This is a genomic window from Albimonas donghaensis (assembly GCF_900106695.1).
Classification (GTDB): Bacteria; Pseudomonadota; Alphaproteobacteria; order Rhodobacterales; family Rhodobacteraceae; genus Albimonas; species Albimonas donghaensis.
The window spans coordinates 110,633-137,442 of the sequence record NZ_FNMZ01000007.1; the positions used below are offsets into that span (position 1 = coordinate 110,633).

Genomic DNA, 26,810 nt, shown 5'->3' on the forward strand with positions numbered 1-26,810 from the left:
GCGCGTCGTCAGAACGTGTGCATGCGGACCATCCCGGAGCGGCGGAAGAGTCCGTGTGCAGTCAGGAGCAACAAGCAGATGAAGCATCCCGTAGACGCTCACGTCGGGAAACGTGTGCGGCACCGGCGCTGGATGATGGGCATGACCCAGCAGCAGCTCGGGGATCTGGTGGGCATCAAGTTTCAGCAGATCCAGAAATATGAGACCGGCATGAACCGGATCAGCGCCTCGCGGTTGTGGGATATCGCGAAGTCGCTGGAGGTTCCGATCAGCTACTTCTTCGAGGGGCTCGACGCCGAGTCGATCGAGGAAGCGGGCATGGACGCAGACTCCAGCGCCCGTGGGGATCTGCTCGCCGACAAGGAAGCGCTCGAACTGGTGCGCTCCTATTACGCGATCCCCGAGAACCAGCGCCGTCGCCTGTTCGACCTCGCCCGGGTTCTGAGCGAAGCCGCCTGATCAGCGGTTGCGATGCGTCCTGTGTGGCCGGGCCTTTGCGCCCGGCCACCGGACCCGCTAGGTTTCCGGCCTTCCCCGGCTGACGCGGCTGCGCCGCGCGCCGCATCGCGCCCGGATCCGACATGACCTCCGAACACCGTTCCGACGCCGGCCCCCTTCCCGGGGAGACCGCAGACCCCGCGCTGACCTCGGCGCTGGCCGCGGCCCATCGCGCCGCCGACGCGGCGCGTCCCGCCATCCTCTCCCTCTTCCGGGCCGAGGGGCTCGCCGCCGACAACAAGGCCGGTCCCGGCGCCTTCGATCCGGTGACCGAGGCCGACCGCGCCGCCGAGGCCGCGATCCGCGAGGTGCTGGCCTCCGAACGCCCCGCCGACGGCGTGCTGGGGGAGGAGGCCGCGGCCACCGCCTCGTCCTCCGGGCTGACCTGGGTGGTGGACCCGATCGACGGCACCCGCGCCTTCCTGGTCGGCGCGCCCACCTGGGGCGTGCTGATCGGGCTCAATGACGGAACCCGGCCGGTGCTGGGGGTGATGGATCAGCCCTGGACGCGGGAACGCTTCTGGGGCGACGGCGCCGCCGCCTGGCACGCCCGCGACGGGGAGGCCCCGCGCCGCCTGCGCGCCCGGGCGCCCGTCCCGCTCTGCGAAGCGCGGCTCTGCTCCACCTTCCCAGAAGTGGGGACGGAGGCCGAGCGCGCGGCGTTCGAACAGGTGCGCGACCGCGTGCGCCTGACCCGCTACGGGCTCGACTGCACCGGCTACGCGCTGGTGGCGGCGGGGGGGGTGGACCTGGTGGTGGAGGCGGGCCTGCAGGCCTATGACATCCAGGCCCTGATCCCGATCATCGAAGGGGCCGGCGGCGTGGTCACCACCTGGGACGGCGGCGACCCGCAGCAGGGCGGCCGCATCCTCGCCGCCGCCAACCCGCAGATCCACGCCGAAGCGCTCGCGATTCTCAACGCCTGAGCCGCAGGGCGCGCCCCCGTCCGCAACGCGGCGCGGCGCGGCGCGCGCCCCGGCCTACAGGCTCATCAGGTCGTTGAAGGTCACCAGCACCATCAGCCCCAATACCAGGGCGAGGCCGACGCCGGTCGCGGCCTCCGTCGCGCGGTCGCCCAGCGGCCGGCCGCGCACCGCCTCGAAGGCGTAGAACATCAGGTGCCCGCCATCGAGCACCGGGATCGGGAACAGGTTGATCATCCCGATCGAGGTCGAGATCATCGCGATCATGCCGAGGAACGCCACGATCCCCGCCCCCGCCGCGTCGCCCGACAGGGAGGCGATGCGGATCGGGCCGCCCAGGCCGGAACTGTCCGCCTCCCCCCCGATGATCGCGCCCACATAGGCCAGCGAGGAATGGATCACCTGCCAGGTGCGGGTCACGCCATTGCCCAGCGCCTGCCCGACGCCGGGCGTCACCACTTCGGGCGCGATCAGCGGCACGGCGGAGACGCCGATCAGCGGCCGCATCTCGATCCCGCCATCGGCCGAGGGCACCGGGTTGAGCTTGGGGGTCAGCGTGACCTCGCGCCGGGCGCCGTCCGCGCCCTCGACCACCAACGCCACCGAGGCGCCGTCGGAGCCGAAGACCACCCGCTGCAGATCGCTGAAGGCCCCGACCGGCCGCCCGTCGGCCTGCACGATGCGGTCGCCGGCCATCAGCCCGGCCTCCTCCGCCGGGCTCGCCGGCGCCACGGAGCCGACCAGCGGCGGGATCGCCGGGCCGGTCTCCAGCGTCATCTCGCGCCCGTCGCGGCGCAGGTCCACGGGGAACAGCGACCGCCCCGGCTCGGCCGTGCTGGCCGCGTCATAGGCCTTGGAAATGTCGACGAACGTGGTGACCTCGGTCCCGGCCACGGCCAGGATCTCGTCGCCCGGACGCAGGGGGAAGGTCTCCGCCCCCTGGGCCTGCGAGGCGCCGAGCACCGGGCGTTCCGACCCCACGCCGAGCGCCATGGTCAGGCCGGCATAGATCAGGATCGACAGGATGAAGTTGAAGCCCGGCCCCGCCGCCACCGCCAGCGCGCGCTTCCACAGGGCCGCGCCGGGGAAGGAACGGGCGCGCGTCGCGTCGTCCATCGCCTCCATCCCCGCGGTGTCGGCGCGCGCGGAGGCCGCGTCGCCGTCGCCCACGAATTTCACGTAGCCGCCCAGCGGCAGCACCGCCAGCCGCCAGCGGGTGCCGCGGCGGTCGTTCCAGCCCCAGATCTCCTTGCCGAAGCCGATCGAGAACACCTCGGCGTCGATCCCGCACCAGCGCGCCACGATGTAATGGCCGAACTCGTGCACCGACACGACCACGCCCAGAACCACGAGGAACGAGGCGATCGAGCCGGCCACGCCCCCGACCTGGGTCATCAATGCGAACGCGTCCATATGGGACCTCCGGATCGCCGGCCGCGCCCGTTCTGGACCGCGCGCCGGAATGAACAGTTGTTGATCTAGGCGAGAACGCCGCCATTTCCCAGCCGCGCGTGATCCCGCGCGATCACGGCCTCCGCTTCGGCCCGCGCGGCCTCGTCCATCGCGAAGACGGCGCCGAGATCCCGCGCCGGCGCGAAGGGGGCGAGCCGCGCCAGCGTCGCCTCCACCACGCGCGCCATGTCGAGGAAGCCTATGCGCGCCTCCATGAACGCTTCCAACGCGGCCTCCTTGGCGGCGTTGAGCGCGCAGCCCGCGAGCCCTCCGGCCTCCATCGCCTCGCGCGCCAGGCGCAGGGCGGGAAAGCGGGTCTCGTCGGGCGCGAGAAAATCGAGCCGGGAGAGCGCGGCGAAGTCCAGCCGCTCCACCGGCAGCGCACGGCGCTCGGGCCAGTTCCAGGCGTATCCGATGGCGTGGCGCATGTCCGGCGCGCCCAGCTGCGCCAGCACGGAGCCGTCGGCATAGCCCACCATCGAATGCACCACCGACTGCGGATGCACCAGCACCTCCACCTGCGAGGGCGCCAGACCGAAGAGGTGCCTGGCCTCGATCATCTCCAGCGCCTTGTTGAACATCGAGGCGCTGTCGACCGAGATCCGGGCGCCCATGTCCCAATTGGGGTGCGCGACCGCCTCGCGCAACGTGGCGCGGGACATGCGGTCGGCCGACCAGTCGCGGAACGGCCCGCCCGAGGCGGTCAGGATGATCCGGTCCAGCGCCGGGCGCTGCGCGGGATCGAGCACCTGGAAGATGGCGTTATGCTCGCTGTCCACCGGCAGAAGGGTGGCGCCGGCGCGGGCGATCTCGGCCAGGAACAGGTCGCCGGCGGAGACGAGGCATTCCTTGTTGGCCAGCGCCACGGTCCCGCCCTGCGCCGCGGCGGCGAGCGTGGGGGCGAGGCCGGCGGCGCCCACGATGGCGGCCATGCACCAGTCGGCGGGGCGGGCGGCGGCCTCGACGATGGCGTCGGGACCGGCGGCGGCCTCGACGCCCGAGCCGGCCAGCGCGTCCTTCAGCTCGGCGTAGCGGGCGGGGTCGGCGGTCACCGCCAGCTCGGCGCGGAATTCGCGGGCGGCGGCGGCGAGCCCGGCGATGTTGCCGTTGCCGGTGAGCGCGACGACCTGCGGGACCGGCCCGCCATCCCCCGCCGCGTGGCGCAGGATGTCGAGCGTGGACGCGCCGATGGAGCCGGTGGCCCCCAGCACCGTCACCCGGCGGGGGGCGGGTCCCGCAGGGCTCACCATATGAACACCGACTGGCCGAGCAGGAAGGACACCAGCGCCGCCACCATGCCCGCGGCCAGCAGCCCGTCCATCCGGTCCAGAAGCCCGCCATGGCCGGGGATCAGGTTGGAGCTGTCCTTGACCCCGCAGCGCCGTTTCAGCGCGCTTTCGGCCAGGTCTCCGCCCTGCGCCACCACCGCCATGACGGCGGAGACCAGCGCGACTTCGTGGAACAGGGTGCCGGAAGTGGCGGACGAGAACACCGCCCCCACCACGATGGCGAAGGCCATGCCGCCGCCGAGCCCGGCCCAGGTCTTGCCCGGCGACACCGCGGGCCAGAGCTTCGGCCCCCCGATCGCGCGCCCGGCGAAATAGCCGCCGATATCCGTGGCCACGACCGTCAGCGCCACCCAGAGCACCGCCTCCCAGCCATAGAGATCATCGTCCCGCAGCCCGACCAGCGCCGCGCAGGCGATCGCGACATAGACGGTCCCGATCAGCGCCGTGAAGCGGGCCAGGCGCGCCTCGCTCCGGGTCATCACCGCGAGCGGGATCAGGCACAGCGCCAGCCAGCCCAGCCCGTAGCGATAGCTCAGCGCCTGGGTCAGCAGGCAGGCCCCGGCCCCGGCCGCGCCCATCAGCCAGCCCGCCAGGTCGAACTCGCCGGCGGTCATGCGGCGCAGCTCCCACCCCATGCCGGCGGCGATCAGGGCGGCGAGCGGCGCGAAGGCCCAGTCCCCGACCCCGACCGCGGCGATGGCCACCACGGACATGGCCAGCGCGGTCAGCGTGCGCTGGCGCAGATCGGCGAAGCCGCCCTTGCGGGGGCCGCGCCCGGCATCGGCGGGCTCGCCAGGTTCCATGACGATCAGTCGGCCGCGCCGAAGCGGCGGTTGCGCGCCCCGAAAGCGGCGCAGGCGCGCGCGAAAAGCTCCGGCGTGAAATCGGGCCAGGTCTCGGGCACGAAGGCGTATTCGGCATAGGCCGACTGCCAGGGCAGGAAATTCGAGGTCCGCATCTCCCCCGACGTGCGGATCACCAGGTCCGGATCCGGCAGCTCCCGCGTGTCCAGCGCGGCGGAGAAGGCGTCGGCGTCCAGCGCCTCGGGCGCCAGGCGGCCGGCGGCGATCTCGGCGGCCAGCCGGCGCACGGCGCCGAGGATCTCGTCCCGCCCGCCATAGTTGATGGCGATGGTCAGGTTGAGCCGGTCATTGCTCTCGGTCGAGGCTTCCAGCCGGCCCATCTGCTCGGCCAGGTCGCGGTTCAGGCGCGTCCGGTCGCCGATGAAGCGCACGCGGGCGCCCCGGCGCTTGAGCTCCTTGCCCTCGCGCCGGATGTAGATGGAGAACAGCTCCATCAACCCCTGCACCTCTTCGGAGGAGCGTTTCCAGTTCTCGGTCGAGAAGGCGTAGAGCGTCAGATAGGACACGCCCGAATCCGGCGCGGCCTCGACGATGCGGCGCACGACCTCCGCCCCGCGCCGGTGACCGGCGAGGCGGGGCAGCCCGCGGGATTTCGCCCAGCGGCCGTTGCCGTCCATGATGACCGCCACATGACGCGGGCGGCCGGCCCCGTCCCCATGCGTCGTGACCGCTGCGGCGGCCTCGGTCGCGGGGGCGGGCGAGGAATTGAACATTCGCGTCTCCTGTCGGCGCGTTCGGGCGCCGGCGGCCTGGCCCTCCGGCGCGCCCTGCGCGCGCCGAGGGGATCAGACCTGCATGATCTCTTCCTGCTTCGATTCCAGCGCCTGATCGATCTTCTTGATCGTGGCGTCGGTCATGGCCTGGATCTCGTCCGAGTAGAACTTGGCGTCGTCTTCGCTCAGCCCCGCGGACTTGGCCTTCTTGACCATGTCCATGCCGTCGCGACGCACGTTGCGCACGGCGACCTTGGCGCTTTCGGAGTATTGCCCGGCGACCTTGACCAGTTCGCGGCGTCGTTCCTCGTTCAGCTCGGGGATCGGCAGGCGGATCAGCGTGCCGTCGACCACCGGGTTCAGACCCAGGCCCGAGGAGCGGATCGCCTTGTCCACCTTGCCGACCAGGGCCTTGTCCCAGATCGACAGGGTCAGCATCCGCGGCTCGGGCACGTTGATGGTGCCCACCTGGTTGATCGGCGTGTCGGCGCCGTAGGCGTCGATGCTCACCGGGTCCAGCATGGACGCCGAGGCCCGCCCCGTGCGCAGCGAGGCGAAATCGTTTCTCAGGGACGCGATCGCCCCGTCCATTCGACGTTCGAGGTCGTCAGTATCGATCTCGATCTCATCGCTCATGGATGTCCTCCCGGCGACGGCGCGCGGCCGATGCGGCGCGCCCCCGCATCATGACTGCTCGACAATGGTGAATTTTCCGCGACCGCTCAAGACCTCGGCGAAACCGCCCGGGGAATGCAGCGAGAAGACGATCAGCGGCAGATTGTTATCGCGCGCGAGCGCGATGGCCGAGGCGTCCATCACCTTGAGGTTCTTGATCAGCACCTCGTCATAGGTGATCCGCTCGTAGCGCTTGGCGTCCGGGTCCAGCTTGGGATCGGCGGTATAGACGCCGTCCACCTGGGTGCCCTTCATGATGGCCCCGCAATTCATCTCCATCGCCCGCAGCGCGGCGGCGGTGTCGGTGGTGAAATACGGGTTGCCGGTGCCGGCGGCGAAGATGACGATGCGCCCCTTCTCCAGGTGGCGCACGGCGCGGCGGCGGATATAGGGCTCGCAGATCTGGTCCATGGGGATGGCCGAAATCACGCGCGCGTGGACGCCCAGATCCTCCAGCGCGGACTGCATGCCCAGCGCGTTCATAACGGTCGCGAGCATGCCCATATAGTCGGCGGAGGCGCGTTCCATCCCCTGGGCGGAGCCCTGCAGGCCGCGGAAGATGTTGCCGCCGCCGATGACGAGGCAGATCTCGACGCCCAGGTCATAGACCGCCTTCACCTCATCGGCGATGCGCTGGACGGTGGGGGGATGCAGGCCGAAGCCCTGATCGCCCATCAACGCTTCGCCGGATATCTTGAGCAGAACGCGCGGATAAAGGAGCGGGGACGGCGTTTTGGCGGCCTCGGTCATGCGCGAGTCTCTCCTGTCGGCTGGCGCGCGCAATCTGTCCGAAGGGGGGCGCGGATGCAAGGCGCGCGGGGCCGCAGGGGGGCGGATCGCGGGCGAATGTCGCCGGGCCGGAAACTCCGGGACCGGGATGCTGGCCGAACCCGGGGCGGCGGCGACGCGAGGCCGCGGCGACGCCGCCGCTCCGACCCGCGCGCGCACCGCCCGCGCGCGGCCTTCGGTCCGGGGTTCCGGATCAGGCGCCCTGCTGGATCGCCTTGTCGGCGCGCGCGACCTGCCGGGAATGGCAGCCCTGGGAGCCGGAGCGCCGGCCCTTCTTGTTGTAGGTCACCACGCAGCCGTCGTCGAAGGTCACGCGTGAGGCGCCGCCTTTCAGCTTGTGAACCTTGAGCCCGCCGCCCCCGCGCGACTTCGCGTCGGCCTGCACGGCGGCGTCGGCCTTTTCGACCTGGCCCGCCCGGCAGGCCTGGGAGCCGGAGCGCCGGCCATCCTTGTTGTAGGTGACGATGCAGCCATTGGTGTAGCGCACCGTGTAGGCGCCGTTGTCCTGGCGGTTCACCCGCGGCTCGCCCCCGCCCGGCTGCGCCTTGAGCGGCTCGGTCTCCGTCGGCAGGCAGGCGGAGAGGGCGAGGGCCGCGAGGGCGGCCAGGGTCGTGCGCGCGATATGTTTCATGCGCCCCAGCGTAAAGCCGCCGCCCCGGAAGTCACGCGGCGATTTGAAGGCGGCGCCTGGGCGGGCCGGCGCTGACCATCGGGCCCGCTCAAGCTAACGGCGATGAAAGCTTGCCCTCTGTCTCAAGCGGTATGCGCACCAGTCCGGAGGCCCGCTCGACTTCGCGGATCACATTGCAGACTTCCAGAAAGCAAGGCCCCAGCATGGCGAAGACTCCCTGACCACCAAAGGGTTCGACCTCAGGAGAAAAGACCAGTTCCAACGATTGAAACGGCTTGCCCACGAACGCGGCGTCGGCTGGAAGGTCGGAGATCAGCACCTGACGGGAGCCGGGCTGCCCGATGAAGCCGACATTCTTCATGTGAAAGCCGGTCCCAAGCACCTCCGGAGCTTGCGCGACTGACTGAGCGACCGACAGCAGAATGAGATTGTGCTTGTCCAGGTTCGCCAGCTTCCCGAGCCCCCAGATAAGGCGATTTCCCTCCGGGTAAGGCTTGAACTTGTCCCTCAGCAAAGCCTCCATCGCCGGAAGCGCGGCGATTACCTTCCTCAGCTCGGGGAGCTTTTTCTTGCCGGAGACTTTGGCTTCCAGGTCATTCGCGTCCTCTGAGATCGGGAATGAGGCTCGACCACGTTTGCCGTCCGCGGCGACAATGGCGGACGAGACATAGTCGAGGGCGGCGCGCCCGCACTGAACGGCATCGCCAATGGCCAGCGACAAAAGGGCGGGGTTCAGGGTTGGCCCGTCGAACCGGATACCGCCAGCACGCAACGCCAGCCCGCCGTCTCCGCCTGTCGCCTTGAGCAGCTCTGCTCTGTAGTTCTGGAAGTGAAATGAAGCTTCTCGCAGGTGGTCATGCGCGCGCAACAGCTTCGCGTGCGCCTGACGCAACCGCTTCTCCAGCATCGCCTTGTCCATCGAAACACCAAAATGAAAATGGCGGGCCAATCGGCCCGCCATTCACTTAGTGTGCGCATCTCGTCTTTGGAAGGCGCCCGGCGATCAGCCGGCGGCGGCCTTGGCGACCTCGGCCGCGAAGTCTTCCTCTTCCTTCTCGATCCCCTCGCCGACCTCGACGCGGGCGAACCCGACGATCTTGATGTCGGCGCCGGCCTCGGCGACCGCCTTCTCGACGGTCAGGTCCGGGTTGATCACGAAGGTCTGCTTCAGCAGGCAGACCTCCTGGAAGAACTTGTTCAGACGGCCGACGATCATCTTCTCGATGACGTTGTCCGGCTTGCCCGACTCGCGGGCCTGGTCGGTCAGCACCTGCTTCTCGCGCTCGACCAGCGCGGGGTCCAGGTCGGCCTCGGACAGCGAGGCCGGGTTGGTCGCGGCCACATGCATGGCGACCTGCTTGCCGATGGTCTCCATCGCCGCGGCGTCGGAGCCGGTCATCGCGACCAGAACGCCGATCTTGCCCATGCCGCCGGCGACGGCGTTGTGGACATAGGAGGCCACAACGTCGCCCTCGAGCTTCGCCATCCGGCGCACCGACATGTTCTCGCCGATGGTGCCGATCTTGGCGGAGACGGTGTCGGCGACGGACTTGCCGCCCATGTCGGCGGCCAGCAGCGCCTCGGTGTCGGCGACGCCCAGCGCGGCCTGGGCGATGCCCGAGACCATCGCCTGGAACTCGGCGTTGCGCGCGACGAAGTCGGTCTCGGAGTTCACCTCGACCGCGACGCCCTTGCCGCCCTCGGAGGCGACGGCCACCAGGCCCTCGGCGGCCACGCGGCCGGCCTTCTTGGCGGCCTTGGCCAGCCCCTTGGCGCGCAGCCAGTCGACCGAGGCCTCCATGTCGCCGTCGTTCTCGACCAGGGCCTTCTTCGCGTCCATCATCCCCGCGCCGGTCTGGTCGCGGAGTTCCTTCACCATCGAAGCGGTGATCGCCATCGGGTTTCTCCTATCGGTCCTGACGCCTGCCGGCGCGCGGTGGGGCCCCTGGTCGTCCGGCCCGTCTTCCCTGAACCCGCGGGTTCAGGTCGTCGGGCGGCGGCGGCGCGGGACCCGGGCTCCGCCGGGGGCTGTCTGGGCGGCGAGGCCCGTCGCGTCAAGCGGAACGGGCGTCATCGAAATGTCGTGTCGAAAGGTCTTCGGATCGCGCCGCGCGGGGTCCGGCTGCGCCGGAGGCCCCGCGCGGCGCGGGATCGCATCAGGCCTCGGCCGGGGTCTCGGCGGGCTTTTCGGCCTCGGCGGGGGTCTCGGCGGTCTCGGCCGGAACCTCCTCGAGGGCCTCTTCCATCGGCAGCTCTTCCATCTCGCCGAGATCGAAGCCCGACTCGCCCATCGCGGCGGCCATGCCGTCCAGCGCGGCGCGCGCGGCCAGATCGCAGTAGAGCGTGATGGCGCGCGAGGCGTCGTCGTTGCCCGGGATCGGGAAGGCGATGCCCGAGGGATCCGAGTTGGTGTCGAGCACCGCGACCACCGGGATGCCGAGCTTGTTCGCCTCGGCGATCGCCAGCTGCTCCTTGTTGGTGTCGATCACGAAGATCAGGTCGGGAACGCCGCCCATCTCGCGGATGCCGCCCAGCGAGGCGTTGAGCTTGTTCCGCTCACGCTCGAGGCTCAGGCGCTCGCGCTTGGTGAAGCCCTCGGCGCCGCTGTCGAAGGTCTCGTCCAGCTTGCGCAGACGGTCGATCGAGTTCGACACGGTCTTCCAGTTGGTGAGCGTGCCGCCCAGCCAGCGGTGGTTCATGTAGTACTGGGCGCAGCGCTCGGCGGCCTCGGCCAGCGGGATCTGGGCCTGGCGCTTGGTGCCGACGAACAGCACCCGGCCGCCCTTGGCGACGGTGTCGCGGATCGCCTGCAGCGCGGCGTCGAGCAGCGGGACCGTCTGGGTGAGGTCCATGATGTGGACGCCGTTGCGGTCGCCGTAGATGTACGGGCCCATCTTCGGGTTCCAGCGATGCGTCTGGTGACCGAAGTGGACGCCAGCTTCAAGCAGCTGGCGCAGGGAGAATTCCGGCAGAGCCATTCCGTTTCCTTTCCGGTTTCAGCCTCTGCGGGGGTGAGGGCGTGCGCCCAACCGGAGGACCGGCGCGGGATGTCTCCCCGTCCGGCCCGAACCCCGCATGCGGATTACGTGCGCGGCCTCTACACGCGGCCGGGACGGAAGGCAAGCCCGGACGAACCCGGCGAGGGGGGAGGGAGGGAGGGGGAAAGGGGGGAGAAAGGGGGAGGACGCTTCGGGACGGACGGGGCGGCCCTCGCGCCGCTGCGCGTCGCATCGCCCCGCCCGACCGTCCCCGTCCTATCCGCGCGGCGGAGAGGGGCCCGCCTTCCCCGTCAGGCGCTTTCACCCGAAAGAGCCGCCGCGAAAGACCGAGGCGGCGCCTCTTCCTGCGGGGGGACTCTGATTCGCCCGCCCCGCCCGGAGCGCGGCCCCGAGGGCTGCAGGGCGGGGCGATGTCGGGGCGAAGCCGCGACGAGGGCCGCGCGGCGGCCCATACGGCCCGGCGCGCCCTCGGGGAAACGCGAAAAGACCCGACCGCGGGGCGCCGCGTCAGGCCATCTAATCGTTCAACCCTGAGGAAGGAAAGGGGGAGATGGTGGAGCCAGGGAGGATCGAACTCCCGACCTCTTGCATGCCATGCAAGCGCTCTCCCAGCTGAGCTATGGCCCCATTCTCCCGCGCCGGCTCTGGTGTCTCCGGCGGCGTGGGGCGGTGTCTAGGCCAGGCTCCGGCGGGTTGCAAGAGGGAAATTTCACCCGCCTCGCTCCGCCGTTTTCCGGCCCCGCGCGCCGCCCCGGCGCGCGTCCTTCGCCGCGCCGCGCCCCGGCCCCGCAGGGGCGAGGCGGGCGCGGCGCCCGAAATCAGGTCGCCCCGATCTCAGGTCTCCTCATCGTCCTTCTCGCCGGCGACGGCGCCCAGATCGCTGAGATCGTCATCATCGTCGTCGTCATCGTCGTCGAGCAGCACGTCGTCGACCACGGCGTCTTCTTCCGAGTCGTCATCGTCGTCGATCAGCGCGTCGCCGCTGTCGGCCACGACGGCGGCCGCGGCCGCCTTCTCGGGCTTGGCCTTGGCGCGCGAGGGCGCGGCCGGCTTGCGCTCGGTCAGCGCGGAAAGCGGGAAACTCGCGCCGCAGCTCGGGCAGGCGACGGGATCCCGGAGCAGATCGTAGAAGCGGACGGCGCAGCTCGGGCAGCTTCGCTTCGCGCCCCATTCAGGTTTGGCCATGGGGACCCTCCAAGGCGGCAAGTCTGCGGGAATGCGCGCCTCTGCCACATGATTCCGCCCCACGCAAGGGCTCACGCGCGGCCGCGCCCGGCCCGCGGCCCGCCCGCGCCCCCCGCTTTCGCGGCCCGCGCCCCCTTTCGACGCGCTGCGGAAACGCTTTCCGGAGGCGCCCGCCCGCGCCCGCCCGAGGCTTTCCGGCGACAGGTTCCGACGAACCGCAGGGTTTCGTCCCGAAACCGCGCGACGGGGCGCCGTCGGCGCCTCCCGGCGCTTGCCGCGCCGCGTCCCCGGGACTAGCGTTCATCCTCCCGCCGCGGCCGCCTCGCGCGTCCGGCGCCTTCCGGCAGCGCCTCGCCCGTCTTCCGCGGCGCGGCCCGGCCATGGAAACCGCATGCTCTACCACGCCTACGAGTTCGCCCATGCCGCCGTCGCCCCCTGGCGCGCCGCGGCACGGCTGGGTCGCCAGGCCCTGACCGCGCCGCTCAACCCCTGCGCCGCCAGCTTTCCGGCCCGCGCCGGCGCCGCGGCCCTGCAGGTCTTCGTCAACGCCACCGCCCGCTACGGCAAACCGGAATTCGGCCTGACCTCGACCCGGCTCGACGGCATGGAGGGGGACGAGACCGCGCCGATCATCCAGCGGACCGTCGCCTCGACCCCGTTCTGCGACCTGGTGCATTTCCACCGCGACCACCCTGCGGCCGAGGCCCGGCGCGACCCGCCGCTGCTGATCGCGGCGCCCCTGTCCGGGCACTTCGCCACGCTGCTGCGCGGCACGGTGGAGGCGCTGGCCCCGCATCATGACGTCTACATCACCGACTGGCGCGACGCCCGCAACGTGCCCGTCGCCGCCGGCGCCTTCGACATGGACGACTGCACCGAGACGCTGATGGCCTTCTGCCGGATGATCGCCAGCGACGCCGACGGCGACGTGACGCGGGAACGGCCGGCGCTGCTCGCGGTCAGCCAGGCGGGCGTGCCGGCGCTCGCCGCCGCGGCGATGATGGCCGAGGACGACGATCCGGCGCGCCCGGCCTCGCTGGTGCTGATGGGCTCCCCCATCGACGTGGCGCGCAACCCCAGGGCGGCGGCGGGGCTGATCGCCTCGCACAGCGCGTCCTGGCTCGAGCGGAACGCCATCGTCACCGTGCCCTGGCCCAATCCGGGCTTCCTGCGGCGGGTCTATCCGGGGTTCCTGCAGCTCTCGGGCTTCATGCAGATGAACCTCGACCGGCATGTGGACGCCCATATGGACCATTTCCGCCACCTGATCCGGGGGGATGGCGACGGCGACGCGGCGCATCGGCGGTTCTACGACGAATTCCTGGCGGTGATGGACCTGACCGCCGAGTTCTACCTGCAGACACTCGACCGGGTGTTCCGCCGTCGGCTGCTGGCGCGGGGGCTCTACCGGCACCGGGAGACGCGGCCCGTGCGGCCCGAGGCGATCCGCGACATCGCGCTGATGACGCTGGAGGGCGGGCGCGACGACATCACCGGCCCCGGCCAGACCCGGGCCGCCCATGACCTCTGCGCCGCCCTGCCCGACGCGATGCGCGCGCATCTCACGGTCGAGGAGGTCGGGCATTACGGCCTGTTCAACGGCTCGCGCTGGCGGACGGGCACGGCGCCGCGCGTGCGCGACTTCATCCACGCCCAGCGCATTCCCGCGCGGGGCCGGGCCCCGGCGGACGCCGGGACGGAAACGGGGGCGGACGCCGGGACGGAAACGGGGCCGAACGCCGGGACGGAAACGGGGGCGGACGCCGGGACGGAAACGGGGGCGGGGGCGGCCGCGGGCTGATCCCCGCGACCGGCCGCGTGGGCAGCGGCGCCGGCGACCGCTGGACAGGCGCGGGCGCGCGCGGCATCAGGGGCGAACGACCGGACGGCGCGCGCACGCGCCGGGACGAGCCGGGACGAACCAGGAGGGGACGCGGTTGGCGCGATCCGGCGCGGGCGGAATCGGGGGACGGATGGCGGCGCTGGCGCGCGCCGCCGCGGCCGCCGCGCGCCCCGACACCCGCCCCGGCGCCCGCCCCGCGACCGAAGCCCGGAAGGAGGAGGCGCTGTTCCTCGACCCGCCCGGCGTGCGCGTGGCGCTGCGCCGCTCGGCCCGCGCCCGACGCTTCACGCTCTCCGTCAGCCGGGTCGACGGCGCGCCGCACCTGACCCTGCCCCAGCGCGCCTCCGTGGCCGAGGCGCTGGACTTCCTGACCCGCCAGGCCGGCTGGCTGGAGGCCGCCATGGCCCGGGTCCCGCCCGAGCGGGTGGTGGCCCCCGGCCGCGCCCTGCCCTTCCGCGGCGGCTCGGTGGTGCTGACCCTGCGCCCGTCCGGCCCGCGCCGCGCGCCGACGCTGGAGAACGGGCGGCTGATGGTCTCCGGCCCCGCCGCCGAGGCCCCGCAGCGGGCGATGAGTTTCGTGAAGGAGACCGCGCGGGCCGAGCTGGTCCCCGCCGCCCGCGCCTACGCCGCCCGGCTGGGGCGCGAGGCCGGGCCCATCACCCTGCGCGACACGCGGTCCCGCTGGGGGTCCTGCGCGTCCTCGGGGGCGCTGTCCTTCTCCTGGCGGCTGGCGATGGCGCCGCCGGACGTGCTGGACTACGTGGCCGCGCATGAGGCGGCGCACCTGGTGGAGATGAACCACGGCCCGGATTTCTGGGCGCTGGTGGACGGGCTGCGCCCCGACTGGCGGGAGTGCCGCGACTGGCTGCGGCGGCACGGGCCGGAACTGCACCGGGTGCGGTTCGCCCCGCCCGCCTCCTGACACGCCCCTCCGGCGCCCCGACGCCGGGCGCCGGAGGGGCGACGCGATCCGGAGATCAGATCGAGGTGACGGCGACCACGCAGACCAGCACCAGCCAGACGGCCAGCGCGGTGATCGAGAAATACTGCGCCCCGATCATCATGCTGCGCCAGTAGAAGGCGCGCTGCAGCGCGAACAGAAGGGGGGTGCCGAACAGGTAGCCCCAGACCAGGAACTGCAGGGTCCCCAGCGGGCGTCGGGCCTGCGACGGCGCCACGCCGGGCAGGTTGAGGTCGGAGAGCCGCTGGGTGTCGATGCTCTGAACCGTGAGGTCCCCGCTGCTGGCGGCGCCCTTGGCCAGAGCCAGGACGAAGCCCACGCCGAGCAGGAACATCAGCGCCACCAGAAAATGCGGCAGCGACACCAGCTTCTTGCGGTACTTGCTCTTGCGACGGCGATTGCGGCGCTTGTCCCGCGTGCTCGGACGCTGGGCGATGCGGGCGACCTGACGGCCGCCGCCCTCGGCTTCGCTCCGGTCGTCGTTCACGTGGTCGCCTCGGCCGAATGCGGACCTGCCGTCCGCGCCTCGCTGCGCTCGATCATCCCGACGTTCACCCCCACAAAATCGCGTCTGATTCGTTGCCGCCAAGGTCCCCCGACCCGGCGCTGAAAATCTTGTGCGCTCAACGCTTGTTGAGCTCGTTCCTGTCCTGAGGCGGCGGCGGCGCTTCCGCTCCGCCCCCTCCTCCGGACCCGCCGAACAGGCGCGCCACGCCGGCGAGCAGCCCGCCGACCGCATTCCCGACGCTGTCCGCGGCGTCGCGGATCGCGGCCGGGCCGTCGTCGTCGCCGCGCGACGCGATCGGGCCGGAACCGGCACCCGATGCATCGGCCGGCGCTTCCATGTCAAGGGGACGTATCGGAAGGTTGACGTGAAGGTCCAGCATCACTTCGCGCCAAATTTCAGCGGGCAGCCCCCCGCCCGTCACACCCGAGAGCGGCGTGTTGTCATCATACCCCATCCACACGCCCGTAACATAGTCGGCTGTGAAGCCGATGAACCACGCGTCGCGCGCCGCCTGGGTGGTGCCGGTCTTGCCCGCCGCCGGACGCTCGCCCAGGCTGGCGCGCCGTCCGGTGCCGCGCTCGATCACCTGGGACATCATCCCGGTCAGCCGCCGCGCGGTCCGCTCCGACATCGCGGTCAGGCCGGATCCCTTCGCATGGGTCATCAACGGCATGTCGTCCCCGCGCAGGGTGACTTTCTCGATCCCGTAGGGCTCGGCCCGCTTCCCGTGATCGGCGATGGTCGCGTAGACGCCGGTCATGTCCAGCAGCGTCGCCTCCGACGTGCCCAGCGCGATCGCCGGCCCCGGCGCCAGCGGCGAGGTCACGCCCATCGCGCGCGCCATGTCGCGCACTTCGGGCAGGCCGGTCTCCACCGCCGTGCGCACCGCCACCGTGTTGACCGAGCGGGCCAGCGCGTCGGTCAGGGTCATCGGGCCGAAGCGCTCGTTCCGGTAGTTCTGCGGGGTCCAGCCCTTGATGGTGATCGGCTCGTCCCGCACCCGGTCGGCGGGGGAGCGTCCGGCCTCCAGCGCCGCGGCGTAGACGATGGGCTTGAAGGCCGAGCCGGTCTGGCGCAGCGCCTGGGTGGCGCGGTTGAACTGCCCGCCGGTTCCCGACACGTCGCGCCCGCCGACCACGGCGCGCACCGCGCCGTCGGGGGTCATCACCACCACCGCCGCCTGGGCGTCCGAACCTTCGCGCACCTTCTCCTCGAAGACCCGCGCCAGCGCCGCCTCGGCGATCCTCTGGGCGCGCCGGTCGAACGTGGTGCGGATGGTGACGTCCTCGGTGGTGTCGCGGGTCAGCCAGCCGGGGCCGGAGGTCATCAGCCAGTCGGCGAAGCCGCCGCCCGCCCGGTCCTCGGCGGCCTTGGACAGCGCGGCGGGATGCGCCCGGGCCTGCGCCGCCTGTTCGGCGGTCAGGTAATCCTGGTCCTCCATCAGCCCCACGATCAGCGACGCCCGCGCCCGGCTCTGCTGAAGGTCGGAGGTCGGCGCGTAGCGGGACGGGGCCTTGAGCAGCCCGGCCAGCATCGCCGCTTCCGCAGGGTTCACCTGCCGGGCGGACTTGCCGAAATAGCGCTGCGAGGCGGCCTCGAACCCGTAGGCGCCGGCGCCCAGATAGACCCGGTTGAGATAGACCGAGAGGATCTCGTCCTTGGTGTATTTCAGCTCCATGGCCATCGCCATGGGCAGTTCCTTGAGCTTGCGCTCGACCGAACGCTCGGAGGTCAGGAACACGTTCTTCGCGGTCTGCTGGGTGAGCGTCGAGCCGCCCTGCACCAGCCGGCCGGCGGCGAGATTGGCGGCCATGGCGCGGGCCAGGCCGATCGGGTCGACGCCCCAATGATCGAAGTAACGCCGGTCCTCGGTGGCGATGACCGCGTGGATCAGGTGGGGCGACATTTCGGTGGCGCGCAGGGCCCCGCCGAACTGGTCGCCGCGCCAGGCGAAAACCTCGCCGTCGCGATCCACCAGCGTGACGGAGCCGCGGGCCCGGCCGTCGAGCAGGTCCGAGGCGGGCGGCAGGCTCTGGTAGAACCAGGCGACCGAGACGCCGAGCACCAGCAGCAACCCCAGCGCCAGCCGCGAGCCGACCAGCCAGGTCCAGCGCGCGATGAAAAGCACGAGCCCGCGGGCGGCGCGGTCGATCCAGCCCATGCCTCCACGGCCGCCGCCGCCCCGCTTGCCGCCCCCCCGCCTGCGCGATGCCGCCGGCTTGCGACGGGCGACGGGCTTGGCCTTGCCGGTGGTCGGGCGCGAGGGCGCGCGCTTGCTCGCGCCGCCGCTCGTGGTCGGAGACGCGACGCCGCGACGGGTCGCGGGCGGCTCTCGCCGGCCCTTGTCATTCCTGTTTCGCGCCACGCCCCTCGGTCTCTTCTGACTTGTGTTCGGGTTCGGTTCCGGGCCCGCCTGCTCGTGCGGACTGTGACGCCACCAGACTAGAGCAATGGGGCGAGGATGTGGAGACGCGCCGACGATGAGGGGGCGATGCCGCAGCGGCGCCCGGCCGTGGAAGGAAGGGGAGGAGTGGAGGAGGGGCGCAGCGGCGTCCGCGGCCTGAAACGTCCCGACGCGGAGGGCGTTGGCGCGGGGGCGATGTCAGTCCATCGCGGCTCGAACCAATTGTATCCAGTTCATGCGAATTAATCGCGCAGGGCTTTTGCTGATTTTTTGGGCGCCTTTTGCCTGCCCCGGTCGTCCTCGCCAGCCTCGGGCGCCCGCCGGGCCGCGACTCTGGCGGGCGGGCCTCCGGCCACCCCGGGGCGACGCAGGCGGCGGGCGCGGCGTCCCGACGCGGCGCCCTTACGAAAACCGCGGCGACGCGCCCGAATTCGAAAGTTGGCACGCGCCTTGAATAACCGGGGTCGATGCAACCGCACACAGTCACTAACGGGGACGCAGGATGAAGCTGATCATCGCCGTCATCAAACCCTTCAAGCTCGAAGAGGTCCGCGAAGCGCTGACCTCCGCGGGCGTGCAGGGTCTCATGGTCTCGGAGGTCAAGGGCTACGGACGTCAGTCCGGTCACACCGAGATCTATCGCGGCGCCGAATACGTCGTGAACTTCGTGCCGAAGATCAAACTCGAGATCGTCGTGCCCGACGCCGCCGTCGACAAGACCGTGGAGACGATCGCCTCCACCGCCAAGACCGGCAAGATCGGCGACGGCAAGATCTTCGTGCTGGACGTCGAGCAGGCGCTCCGCGTCCGCACCGGCGAGACCGGCGAAGACGCGCTCTGAGCCCAGCCAACGTACAAAGAGGGATCGCAACGATATGAACCGTATCTTTCTGAAATCCGCGGGACTGGCGCTCGGCGCCGCCGTGGCGCTGGCGCTTCCCGCGCTGGCTCAGGATGCCGAGGCGCCCGTCGCGGGCGCGGTGCCCGAGCAGTCCGTGTTCGTCTTCAACACGCTTCTGTTCCTGATCGCCGGCTTCCTGGTGATGTTCATGGCCGCGGGCTTCGCCATGCTCGAAGCCGGCCTGGTGCGCACCAAGAACGTCACCATGCAGCTGACCAAGAACATCGCGCTCTTCGCCATCGCCGCGATCTTCTACTACCTGATCGGCTACAACCTGATGTACCCGCTGGGCGCCTGGTCCATCGGCACGGATGACACCGGCGGCTACCTGGGCGCCTTCGGCGTCGCGGTGATGGAAGCCGTGGGCGTCGGCGCCGCCGAGGCCGACGACCTGTCCTACGCCACCACCGGCTCGGACTTCTTCTTCCAGCTGATGTTCTGCGCGACCACCGCCTCGATCGTCTCGGGCACCCTGGCCGAGCGCATCAAGCTGTGGCCGTTCCTGATCTTCACCGTGATCCTGACCGCCTTCATCTACCCGATCCAGGCCTCCTGGAAATGGGGCGGCGGCTTCCTGGACAGCCAGTACGGCTTCCTGGACTTCGCCGGCTCGACGGTGGTGCACTCGGTGGGCGGCTGGGCCGCGCTGGCCGGCGCCCTGATCCTCGGGCCGCGCCTGGGCAAGTACAAGGACGGCCGCGTCACGCCGTTCCCGGGCTCCAACCTGCCGCTGGCCACGCTGGGCACCTTCATCCTGTGGCTGGGCTGGTTCGGGTTCAACGGCGGCTCGCAGCTCGCCCTGGGCTCGGTCGGCGACGCCGCGGACGTGTCCCGCATCTTCGTCAACACCAACACCGCGGCCGCCGGCGGCGCCATCGCGGCGATGATCCTGACCCAGGTGGTCTACGGCAAGATCGACCTGACCATGGTGCTCAACGGCGCCCTGGCCGGCCTGGTCTCGATCACCGCCGAGCCGCTGACCCCCACGCTGGGCATGGCGACCATCATCGGCGCCGTCGGCGGCGTGATCGTCGTCTTCGCCGTCCCGATGCTGGACCGCATGAAGATCGACGACGTGGTCGGCGCCATCCCGGTGCACCTGTTCTGCGGCATCTGGGGCACCCTCGCGGTGCTGCTGACCAACTCGGACGCCACCATCGGCGGCCAGGTCATCTCGATCGTCATCGTCGGCGTGTTCGTCTTCGCGGTCTCGCTGGTGGTCTGGCTGATCCTGAAGATGGTCATGGGCATCCGCGTGTCGGCCGAGGACGAGATCGCCGGTCTCGACAGCGCCGAGCTGGGCATGGAGGCCTATCCCGAGTTCGGCAAGGGCTCGCAGATCTCCTGATCCGCACGACTACGGCCAGGGGGCGCGCCAAGCCGCCCCGGGCCGACCCATCGGCGGCGGGTCCCCTCACCGGGGTCCCGCCGGTCCTCCCCGGGGCGCCTGGCGCCCTCACTTCACGGCCCGGCCTCCGCTTCGACGCGGGCGCCGGGCCTTTTTTTCGCCGGAGCTCCGGGCGCCGGGCGCCGGGGCTCCGGGCGCGGCGTTGACCGCGCGCGCTTCGCCGCGGCAGGGTCGGGGGCCCTTCGAAGCTTCCTCCGTATCGCGTCAGGATCCCGCCCCATGCCCGCCCTTCTCCGCGCCGCGCTCGCCGCCGCCGCCCTTCTGCTCGGCCCCCTCCCCCATGCCCGCGCCGAGGGCCTGTCCTGGGTCGTCGTGACCGGCGTCGCCGCGGGCGATGTGCTGAACGTGCGCGAGGCGCCCGACGGCGACGCCCGCGTGCTGGGCGCGCTTTCCCCCGGCGCCCTCGTCGTCTCCAGCGGAGAGACCGCGCGAAGCTCCGTCGAGTGGACGCGCGTCGCCTCGGGGGAGCTGGAGGGATGGACCGCCAGCCGCTTCCTCGCCCCCGCGAAGTTCGAGACCCTGGACGACCACCGCCTGCCCGTCGCCGGCGCCTGCGGGGGCGTCGAGCCGTTCTGGGGCGCGCGCTGGGCGGATGGCGCGCTGACCCTGACCGCCCCCGGCGAGCCCGACCGCACCCTGCCCATCGTCTCCATCCCCAAGGCCGAGGGCCGGCCCTACGGGCTGATCCAGGCGAAGGGCGGGCACGGCGCGCAGGTGCTGCTCGCCTATGAGGAGACGCAGTGCCGCGACGCCATGATCGACGCGCCGGTGCTGGGGCGCGGCGCCCTGATCGTCATCGAGGGCGACGAAACCCGCTGGTATTCCGGCTGCTGCCGCCCCGCGCCCGGCGCTTTGGCGGTCGAATAGACGCGGCGCCGGGAAAGCATGGCGGAAAGCGCCTCGGGCCCCTTGCGACTCCTCCGGGGCTTCGCTATGGACACGGCTCCGAATTCACCTCGCCGAGATGAGGCGCCCGGCGTGGCGCCGCAGGAGACGCAACGATGAAGATCAAGAACTCGCTGCGGTCCCTGAAGCAGCGCCACGCGGACTGCCGCGTCGTTCGCCGCAAGGGCCGCGTTTACGTGATCAACAAGACCCAGCGCCGCTTCAAGGCCCGCCAGGGCTGAGGACGCGCGCCGGCCCCCTTCGCAAGACGCAGGGGGCGGGTCGATGGAATGGAAAGGGGCCGCGCTCGCATGGGCGCGGCCCCTTTCGCATGGGCGGGCGCGCCGCGGACCTGCGCAATTGCGCGGAACCAGCCCCCGCGCATTGACCTTTCGCCAACCTCGCCCGCGCAGACTGCGCCGCGGGTGAGTGAGGAAGGGGGGCGATCGCCATGACGCTGTTCGCGATGTTCGATGTCGAGCGATGGGCCGACAGGCTGCTGGACCGCCTGCTGGGCGAGGCCCCGGCGCCGGTGGCCCGGGACGCGCCGGACGGGTGAGCCGGCTTTCCGAGCCTTGCGCCCCCGCGTGGGGACGGGGCGCGCGCAAGGCGGGCTCGCAGGCGCCCCGCATTCCGCGCCCGGCCCGTAGGGCGGGTTTCAACCCGCGTCCCCGGCCTCCGGCCCGCGCTTCCCCCCGGCCCGGCGCCCCGGATGCGCCGGACCGGCCGCGGCGCGTGATCTGCGCGGGTCAGGTCGCGCCCGGTCAGGTCAGGCGCCTGCGGCCGGTCAGGTAGCCCGCCGCCTGGCGTCACCCGTAGGTGCGGGTGTCCTCGATGACCTTGCCGTCATTGGGCAGGCTGCCCGGCGCCACCAGCTCCACCGCGCCCTTGAGCTTGAGCACCGCGGCCACGCTGTCCGCCGCGGCGGCCGCGAAGCCCTCGCCGGCCTCGGTCTCGATCAGCACCTTCATCGAGTCCTGCTCTCCGTCGCGCCCGGCCACCACGCGGGCGCGTTGGATCTCCGGATGGCGCTTCACCAGCTCGGCCACCTGCTCGGGCCGCACGAACATGCCCTTGATCTTGGTGGTCTGGTCGGCGCGGCCCATCCAGCCCTTGATGCGCATGTTGGTGCGCCCGCAGGGCGAAGTCCCCGCCAGCACCGCCGACATGTCCCCGGTGGCGAATCGGATCAGCGGGTAGTCGCGGTTCAGCGTGGTCACCACCACCTCGCCGACCTCCCCCGCCGGGACCGGGTCGCCGGTGCCGGGGCGCACGATCTCCACGATCACGCCCTCGTCGACGATCATCCCCTCGACCGAGCCGTCGGGGCCCGGGCTCTCATGCGCGATATTGCCCAGATCGGCGGTGCCGTAGCTCTGGTAGCAGGCGATGCCGCGATCCGCGTATTCCGCCCGCAACGACGGAAACAGCGCCCCGCCCCCGACCGCGGCGCGCTTCACCCGGCTCAGGTCCAGGCCCAGCGCATCGCCCTTGTCCAGGATCACCTTCAGGAAATCCGGCGTGCCCGAATAGGCGGTGACCCCGCAATCGGCCATGGCGCGGGCCTGCAGTTCCGTCTGCCCGGTGCCTGCGGGAAGCACAGCGGCGCCCACCGCGGCGGCGCCGTTCTCGAACATCATGCCCGCCGGGGTCAGGTGGTAGGAGAAGCAGTTCTGCACCAGGTCTCCCGCGCCGATGCCGATGGCGTTGAGAAAGCGCCCGATCCGCCACCAGTCCCGCGCCCCGCCGCCCGGCTCGTAGATCGGGCCGGGGGACTGGAAGACATGGCGGAAGCCGCTCGGCGCCAGCGTGGCGAAACCGCCGAACGGGGGCGCGGCCTTCTGCTTCTCGCCCAGCGCGGACTTGCGCAGCACCGGCAGGCCGGCCAGCGCGTCCGGCCCGGTGACGGTCGCCGGGTCGACGCCGTCGAGATGCGCTGCCATGGCCGGAGCGGCGGCCTTGGCATGGGCGATCAGCGCCGGAAGCTCGGCCGCGAGATCGGCGGCGCGCTGGTCGGCGGAGCGGGTTTCGAGGGCGTCGAAATAGCCTTCGGTCATGACGTCTCTCCGGTGTCGGATCGGGGGTGTCGGATCGGGGAACGGGATGCGGTTCGGTCTCGGCGCGCGCGGGAGCCGGGCGGCCGCGGCGCAGCGTGGCTTCGGCCCCGCGCAGGGCGGCGAGCGTCCTCCCCCTCCGCCCGCTTCAGGACGGCTGGAAACCGAGCCCGGGACGGCGCGGCCGCGTCCGCAGGGCGGCGTCGCCGTCCTTCGGCGCCCTGCGGACCGGCGGGCGCGAAGGCCCCGCCCCGCGCCGCGCCGGGTTCGTCGCCGGAAAGGCCGGACGCGCAGCCCCGCCCGCGACCGGCGCCGCCGCAGCGGGCTCGCCGGGCGCGACGATCACGGCGTCAGCTCAGCCAGCGCTTGCGGCGGCGGTAGGAGCGCACGTCGCGGAACGACTTGCGGCCCTGGTCGGACATGCCGAGGTAGAATTCCTTGACGTCCTGGTTCTCCCGCAGGGCCTTGGCCTCGCCGTCCATCACCACCCGGCCGTTTTCCAGGATGTAGCCGTAATGAGCGTAGCGCAGGGCGACGTTGGTGTTCTGCTCGGCCAGCAGGAAGGTCACGCCCTCCTGCTCGTTCACCGATTTCACGATCTCGAAGATCTGCTCCACCAGCTGCGGCGCAAGGCCCATGGACGGCTCGTCCAGCAGCACCGTCTCGGGCCGGGACATCAGCGCCCGCCCGATGGCGCACATCTGCTGCTCGCCGCCCGAGGTGTAGCCGGCCTGCGAGGTCCGGCGTTCCTTCAGGCGGGGGAAATATTCGTAGACCATCTCCAGGTCGCGCTTCACGTCCGCGGAGTTGGAACGGGTGTAGGCGCCGGTGAGAAGGTTCTCCTCCACCGTCAGATGCTCGAAGCAGTGCCGGCCTTCCATCACCTGGATCAGGCCGCGCTTCACGCCTTCGGCCGGGTCCTGGGCGGCGACATCGGCGCCGCGATACAGGATGCGGCCCTTGGTGACCTCGCCGCGCTCGGACTTGAGCAGGCCGGAGATCGCCTTGAGCGTGGTGGTCTTGCCGGCGCCGTTGCCGCCCAGGATGGCGGTGATGCCGCCCTTGGGAACGGTCAGGCTGACGCCCTTCAGCACCAGGATCACGTGGTTGTAGATGACCTCGACATTCGAGACCTGCAGCAGCGGCTCTCCCTTTGCCGGATCGGCGGGGGTGGAGACGGGGGGCTCGGCGATGGCGGCGTCGGTCATCTGGCGTCGAAGTCCCTTTCTGGCCGGGGGCGCGCAGGGCGGCCCGTCCCGGCGGGAATGGCGGGCGTGGTTCGGAAGGGGCGGGGGCCGCGAAGCCCCCGCCCGGGTCGGATCACTCGCAGGTGCGCGGGGTGATGTTGTTCTCGGCGGCGAAGGCCATCGAGTCCTCTTCGATCAGCGGGTTCACGACGTCGTAGTCGGGCTCCATGAAGTCGGACACCAGGGTCCACTTCTTGGCCTTCGCATCCCACTGCTGCATGGCGCCCATATGCGGCGCGCCGTGGTCTTCGCAGGAGTTCTGGAAGGCCGGGGCGAAGCCGGGCAGGCCCAGCTCGGTCCAGCGCTCGTCGGTGATGCCCAGCGCCTCATAGGCGTCGCGCATGTCGGCCGGGGTGATCTCGCCGCCGCCGGTGGCTTCCTGCGCGATGCGGATCGCCTCGGCCACGAGCACGGCGGTGTAGAGGCCGCGGTCATAGCCGACTTCGCCGATCTTGGAGCCGTCGCCCGCCGCCTTGCCGGCGTCGACCACATGCTTCTGGATGTCGTCGAAGACCGGGAAGTCCTTGCCCGGCGCGTGCCAGGTCACCGACTTGTAGCCATCGGCGCCGTCGCCCACCGGCACCACGTCGCCCTCGGAGCCGGACCACCACACGCCCATGAACTTCTCCATGGGGAAGCGGATGTTGGCGGCCTCCTGGATGGCGACCTGGTTCATCACGCCCCAGCCCCACATGAAGACGTAGTCCGGACGCTCGCGCCGGATCTGCAGCCACTGGGACTTCTGCTCCTGACCCGGATGGTCGACGGCCAGCTCGGTCAGCTCGTAGCCGTGCTTCTTGCCCAGCTCCTGCAGCGTGCGGATCGGCTCCTTGCCATAGGCGGAGTTGTGGTAGACCAGCGCGATCTTCTTGCCTTCGAGGCTGCCGCCCTCCTGCTCAAGCGCGTACTTGATCATGATCGAGGCGGCGTCCCAGTAGGTGCCCGGATTGATGAACACCCAGGGGAACACCTTGCCGTTGACGGCCGAGGTCCGCCCGTAGGCCACCGAATGCACCGGGATCTCGTCGGCCGTGGCCTTGGGGATCAGCTGGTAGGTGATGCCGGTGGACTGCGGGATGTAGATCAGCGAGCCGTCGCCCTTGGTCGCCTCGTAGCACTCCACGCCCTTCTGCGTGTTGTAGCCCGTCTCGCATTCCAGAACGTTGACCGGGACGCCGCCGATGCCGCCGTCACGCTCGTTGAGCAGGGTCATGTAGTCGGTGAAGCCGTCGGCATAGGGAATGCCGGAGGGCGCGTAGGCGCCGGTGCGGTAGCTGAGCAGCGGGATCGTCAGATCCGCGAGCGCGGGGCCCGCCGTCATCATGGCGGTCGCGGCCATTGCGGCGATGGTGGACAGTCTCATTTCAAGCCTCCCTTGAGTCGTCCGAATTCGGGTGTCGCGCCCCGGTTGGCTCCGGGGTCCGAGTGATTGGGGCGCGGGCCGGCCCCCTCCCAGGCGCGGGCCCCGCCGTGTTCGTCGCCGCGCGCGGCGGCGGCCTCACCCTAGTGCGGGAAGGGCCACAGGCGCAGCTTCTCCTTCATCAGGCGGGCGAGCTGGGCCAGCCCGTGCGGCTCCAGGATCAGGAACACGATGATCAGGCCGCCGACGATGATGAACTCGAAATGGGTGGCGAGCGTCGTGTCCCAGCCCAGCGCGCCGGCCATGACGTTCTTCAGCAGCACCGGCAGCATGATCATGAAGGCCGCGCCGGCGAAGCAGCCGAAGATCGACCCCAGGCCGCCGATGATGATCATGAACAGCACCAGGAAGGACTGCTGGATGCCGAAGGCCTCCGTCGGCTCGGCGGCGCCGAGATAGACCGAGAAGAACAGCGCCCCCGCCACGCCCACGTAGAAGGAGCTGACCGCGAAGGCGATGAGCTTGGTCTTGAGCGGATGCACGCCGATGATCTCGGCGGCGATGTCCATGTCGCGGATGGCCATCCACTGCCGCCCGACCTTGCCGCGGGTCAGGTTGCGCATCAGCCAGGCCAGCAGCACCACGAAGGCGAGGCAGAACAGGTAGGACGCGTAGGCCGGCACCGAGGGGCCGGTGACCGCGATCCCGAACACCGTGCGCTCGGGCGCGGTGATCTGGCCGGTGGCGGAGTAGTTGAAGAACCACGGCACCTTGTTGAACAGCCACACCAGGAAGAACTGGGCGGCGAGCGTCGCCACCGCCAGGTAGAACCCCTTGATGCGCAGCGACGGCAGGCCGAAGGCCGCCCCCACCAGCGCCGTGACCCCGCCCGAAAGCAGCACCACGAAGAAGATGTTCAGCTCCGGGAAGGCGGTCATCAGCTTGTAGGAGGCGTAGGCCCCCACCGCCATGAACCCGCCGGTCCCCAGGCTGACCTGCCCGCAATAGCCGGTCAGGATGTTCAGCCCCATCGCGGCGATGGAGAACACCAGGAACGGCACCATGATCGACTTGGCCCAGTAGCTGTCGATCACCAGCGGGATGATCACCGCCGCCACGATCAGGATGGCGTAATAGCGCCAGCGGTCGAAGGCGATGGGGAAGGTCTGGGCGTCGTCGGCATACGTCGTCTTGAAGTCGCCGGCCTCACGGTAAAGCATCG

The 26,810-nt window shown here is 71.1% G+C and carries 25 protein-coding genes and 1 tRNA gene; 8 read left to right on the forward strand and 18 right to left on the reverse strand.

The genetic code is table 11. From position 1 onward, the window contains the following. Positions 1-78: 78 nt before the first annotated feature. Both BLV24_RS16630 and hisN read left to right on the forward strand, forming a co-directional pair. A complete protein-coding gene (locus BLV24_RS16630; protein WP_092683851.1) occupies positions 79-459 on the forward strand; it encodes a helix-turn-helix domain-containing protein in 381 nt (126 codons plus the stop codon). 122 nt (positions 460-581) lie between these two features. Beyond that, on the forward strand, positions 582-1,424 hold the full coding sequence (gene hisN, locus BLV24_RS16635; protein ID WP_092683853.1) for a histidinol-phosphatase: 843 nt from the start codon (positions 582-584) through the stop codon (positions 1,422-1,424). A 54-nt stretch (positions 1,425-1,478) separates the two neighbouring features. Here the strand turns inward: hisN and rseP are convergent, their stop codons facing one another. From rseP to BLV24_RS16695, 12 genes are all read right to left on the reverse strand, one after another. Next, positions 1,479-2,834 carry an RIP metalloprotease RseP gene (gene rseP, locus BLV24_RS16640; RefSeq protein WP_092683855.1) on the reverse strand — a complete coding sequence of 452 codons (1,356 nt, stop codon included), beginning with the start codon at positions 2,832-2,834 and terminating at the stop codon, positions 1,479-1,481. A 65-nt stretch (positions 2,835-2,899) separates the two neighbouring features. Next, complete coding sequence (gene dxr, locus BLV24_RS16645) at positions 2,900-4,120, reverse strand: 1-deoxy-D-xylulose-5-phosphate reductoisomerase (RefSeq protein ID WP_245710626.1); 1,221 nt, start codon at positions 4,118-4,120, stop codon at positions 2,900-2,902. Then, positions 4,117-4,965: a phosphatidate cytidylyltransferase gene (locus tag BLV24_RS16650; protein ID WP_092683859.1), complete on the reverse strand. Its 849-nt coding sequence runs from the start codon at positions 4,963-4,965 to the stop codon at positions 4,117-4,119. Before BLV24_RS16650 ends, dxr begins: the two co-directional genes overlap by 4 nt. 5 nt (positions 4,966-4,970) lie before the next feature. Further along, on the reverse strand, positions 4,971-5,738 hold the full coding sequence (uppS, locus tag BLV24_RS16655) for a polyprenyl diphosphate synthase (RefSeq protein ID WP_092683861.1): 768 nt from the start codon (positions 5,736-5,738) through the stop codon (positions 4,971-4,973). Between the two features lie 72 nt (positions 5,739-5,810). Continuing rightward, positions 5,811-6,374, reverse strand: coding sequence for a ribosome recycling factor (gene frr, locus BLV24_RS16660; protein ID WP_092683863.1), 564 nt, complete (start codon positions 6,372-6,374; stop codon positions 5,811-5,813). Positions 6,375-6,422: 48 nt separating this feature from the next. After that, on the reverse strand, positions 6,423-7,163 hold the full coding sequence (gene pyrH / locus BLV24_RS16665; protein ID WP_092683865.1) for a UMP kinase: 741 nt from the start codon (positions 7,161-7,163) through the stop codon (positions 6,423-6,425). Positions 7,164-7,395: 232 nt separating this feature from the next. Next, positions 7,396-7,833, reverse strand: coding sequence for a hypothetical protein (locus tag BLV24_RS16670; protein WP_092683867.1), 438 nt, complete (start codon positions 7,831-7,833; stop codon positions 7,396-7,398). An 88-nt stretch (positions 7,834-7,921) separates the two neighbouring features. Beyond that, on the reverse strand, positions 7,922-8,782 hold the full coding sequence (locus tag BLV24_RS16675; RefSeq protein WP_143040344.1) for a hypothetical protein: 861 nt from the start codon (positions 8,780-8,782) through the stop codon (positions 7,922-7,924). Between the two features lie 54 nt (positions 8,783-8,836). Then, positions 8,837-9,730 (reverse strand): translation elongation factor Ts, encoded by an 894-nt coding sequence (gene tsf / locus BLV24_RS16680; protein WP_092683871.1) that lies wholly within the window; start codon positions 9,728-9,730, stop codon positions 8,837-8,839. Positions 9,731-9,989: 259 nt separating this feature from the next. Next, on the reverse strand, positions 9,990-10,811 hold the full coding sequence (gene rpsB, locus BLV24_RS16685; protein WP_092683873.1) for a 30S ribosomal protein S2: 822 nt from the start codon (positions 10,809-10,811) through the stop codon (positions 9,990-9,992). A 572-nt stretch (positions 10,812-11,383) separates the two neighbouring features. Next, positions 11,384-11,459, reverse strand: a tRNA-Ala gene (locus tag BLV24_RS16690). A gap of 207 nt (positions 11,460-11,666) precedes the next feature. Next, positions 11,667-12,017 carry a TIGR02300 family protein gene (locus tag BLV24_RS16695; RefSeq protein ID WP_092683875.1) on the reverse strand — a complete coding sequence of 117 codons (351 nt, stop codon included), beginning with the start codon at positions 12,015-12,017 and terminating at the stop codon, positions 11,667-11,669. 391 nt (positions 12,018-12,408) lie between these two features. On the opposite strand from BLV24_RS16695, the gene phaZ reads away from it, so the two are divergent. Beyond that, on the forward strand, positions 12,409-13,818 hold the full coding sequence (phaZ, locus tag BLV24_RS16700) for a polyhydroxyalkanoate depolymerase (protein ID WP_218133453.1): 1,410 nt from the start codon (positions 12,409-12,411) through the stop codon (positions 13,816-13,818). A 172-nt stretch (positions 13,819-13,990) separates the two neighbouring features. Then, the gene (locus tag BLV24_RS16705; RefSeq protein ID WP_092683877.1) at positions 13,991-14,782 is read left to right on the forward strand and encodes a M48 family metallopeptidase; all 792 of its coding nucleotides are present in this window, start codon (positions 13,991-13,993) and stop codon (positions 14,780-14,782) included. A gap of 55 nt (positions 14,783-14,837) precedes the next feature. On the opposite strand, the gene BLV24_RS16710 is transcribed toward BLV24_RS16705, so the two are convergent. Together BLV24_RS16710 and BLV24_RS16715 are read right to left on the reverse strand one after the other, a co-directional pair. Beyond that, positions 14,838-15,308, reverse strand: a complete 471-nt coding sequence (locus BLV24_RS16710) for a hypothetical protein (protein ID WP_092683879.1) — start codon at positions 15,306-15,308, stop codon at positions 14,838-14,840. A gap of 136 nt (positions 15,309-15,444) precedes the next feature. After that, on the reverse strand, positions 15,445-17,490 hold the full coding sequence (locus BLV24_RS16715; RefSeq protein ID WP_092683881.1) for a transglycosylase domain-containing protein: 2,046 nt from the start codon (positions 17,488-17,490) through the stop codon (positions 15,445-15,447). Between the two features lie 745 nt (positions 17,491-18,235). On the opposite strand from BLV24_RS16715, the gene BLV24_RS16720 reads away from it, so the two are divergent. The 4 genes from BLV24_RS16720 (at position 18,236) to ykgO (ending at position 21,169) form a co-directional block, all read left to right on the forward strand. Then, positions 18,236-18,574, forward strand: coding sequence for a P-II family nitrogen regulator (locus tag BLV24_RS16720; RefSeq protein WP_092683883.1), 339 nt, complete (start codon positions 18,236-18,238; stop codon positions 18,572-18,574). A gap of 34 nt (positions 18,575-18,608) precedes the next feature. After that, positions 18,609-19,982: an ammonium transporter AmtB gene (locus tag BLV24_RS16725; protein WP_092683885.1), complete on the forward strand. Its 1,374-nt coding sequence runs from the start codon at positions 18,609-18,611 to the stop codon at positions 19,980-19,982. A gap of 279 nt (positions 19,983-20,261) precedes the next feature. Further along, complete coding sequence (locus BLV24_RS16730; protein WP_092683887.1) at positions 20,262-20,909, forward strand: SH3 domain-containing protein; 648 nt, start codon at positions 20,262-20,264, stop codon at positions 20,907-20,909. Between the two features lie 134 nt (positions 20,910-21,043). Beyond that, a complete protein-coding gene (gene ykgO, locus BLV24_RS16735; RefSeq protein ID WP_092683889.1) occupies positions 21,044-21,169 on the forward strand; it encodes a type B 50S ribosomal protein L36 in 126 nt (41 codons plus the stop codon). A 567-nt stretch (positions 21,170-21,736) separates the two neighbouring features. Here ykgO and BLV24_RS16740 read toward each other — a convergent pair. From BLV24_RS16740 to BLV24_RS16755, 4 genes are all read right to left on the reverse strand, one after another. After that, positions 21,737-22,984 carry a phenylacetate--CoA ligase family protein gene (locus BLV24_RS16740; RefSeq protein WP_092683891.1) on the reverse strand — a complete coding sequence of 416 codons (1,248 nt, stop codon included), beginning with the start codon at positions 22,982-22,984 and terminating at the stop codon, positions 21,737-21,739. Positions 22,985-23,331: 347 nt separating this feature from the next. Next, complete coding sequence (locus BLV24_RS16745; protein WP_092683893.1) at positions 23,332-24,189, reverse strand: ABC transporter ATP-binding protein; 858 nt, start codon at positions 24,187-24,189, stop codon at positions 23,332-23,334. Positions 24,190-24,301: 112 nt separating this feature from the next. Further along, positions 24,302-25,591 carry an ABC transporter substrate-binding protein gene (locus BLV24_RS16750; protein ID WP_092683895.1) on the reverse strand — a complete coding sequence of 430 codons (1,290 nt, stop codon included), beginning with the start codon at positions 25,589-25,591 and terminating at the stop codon, positions 24,302-24,304. A 140-nt stretch (positions 25,592-25,731) separates the two neighbouring features. Then, entirely contained in the window at positions 25,732-26,808 is a 1,077-nt protein-coding gene (locus BLV24_RS16755; RefSeq protein ID WP_092683897.1) for a branched-chain amino acid ABC transporter permease, read from the reverse strand. Positions 26,809-26,810 lie beyond the last annotated feature (2 nt).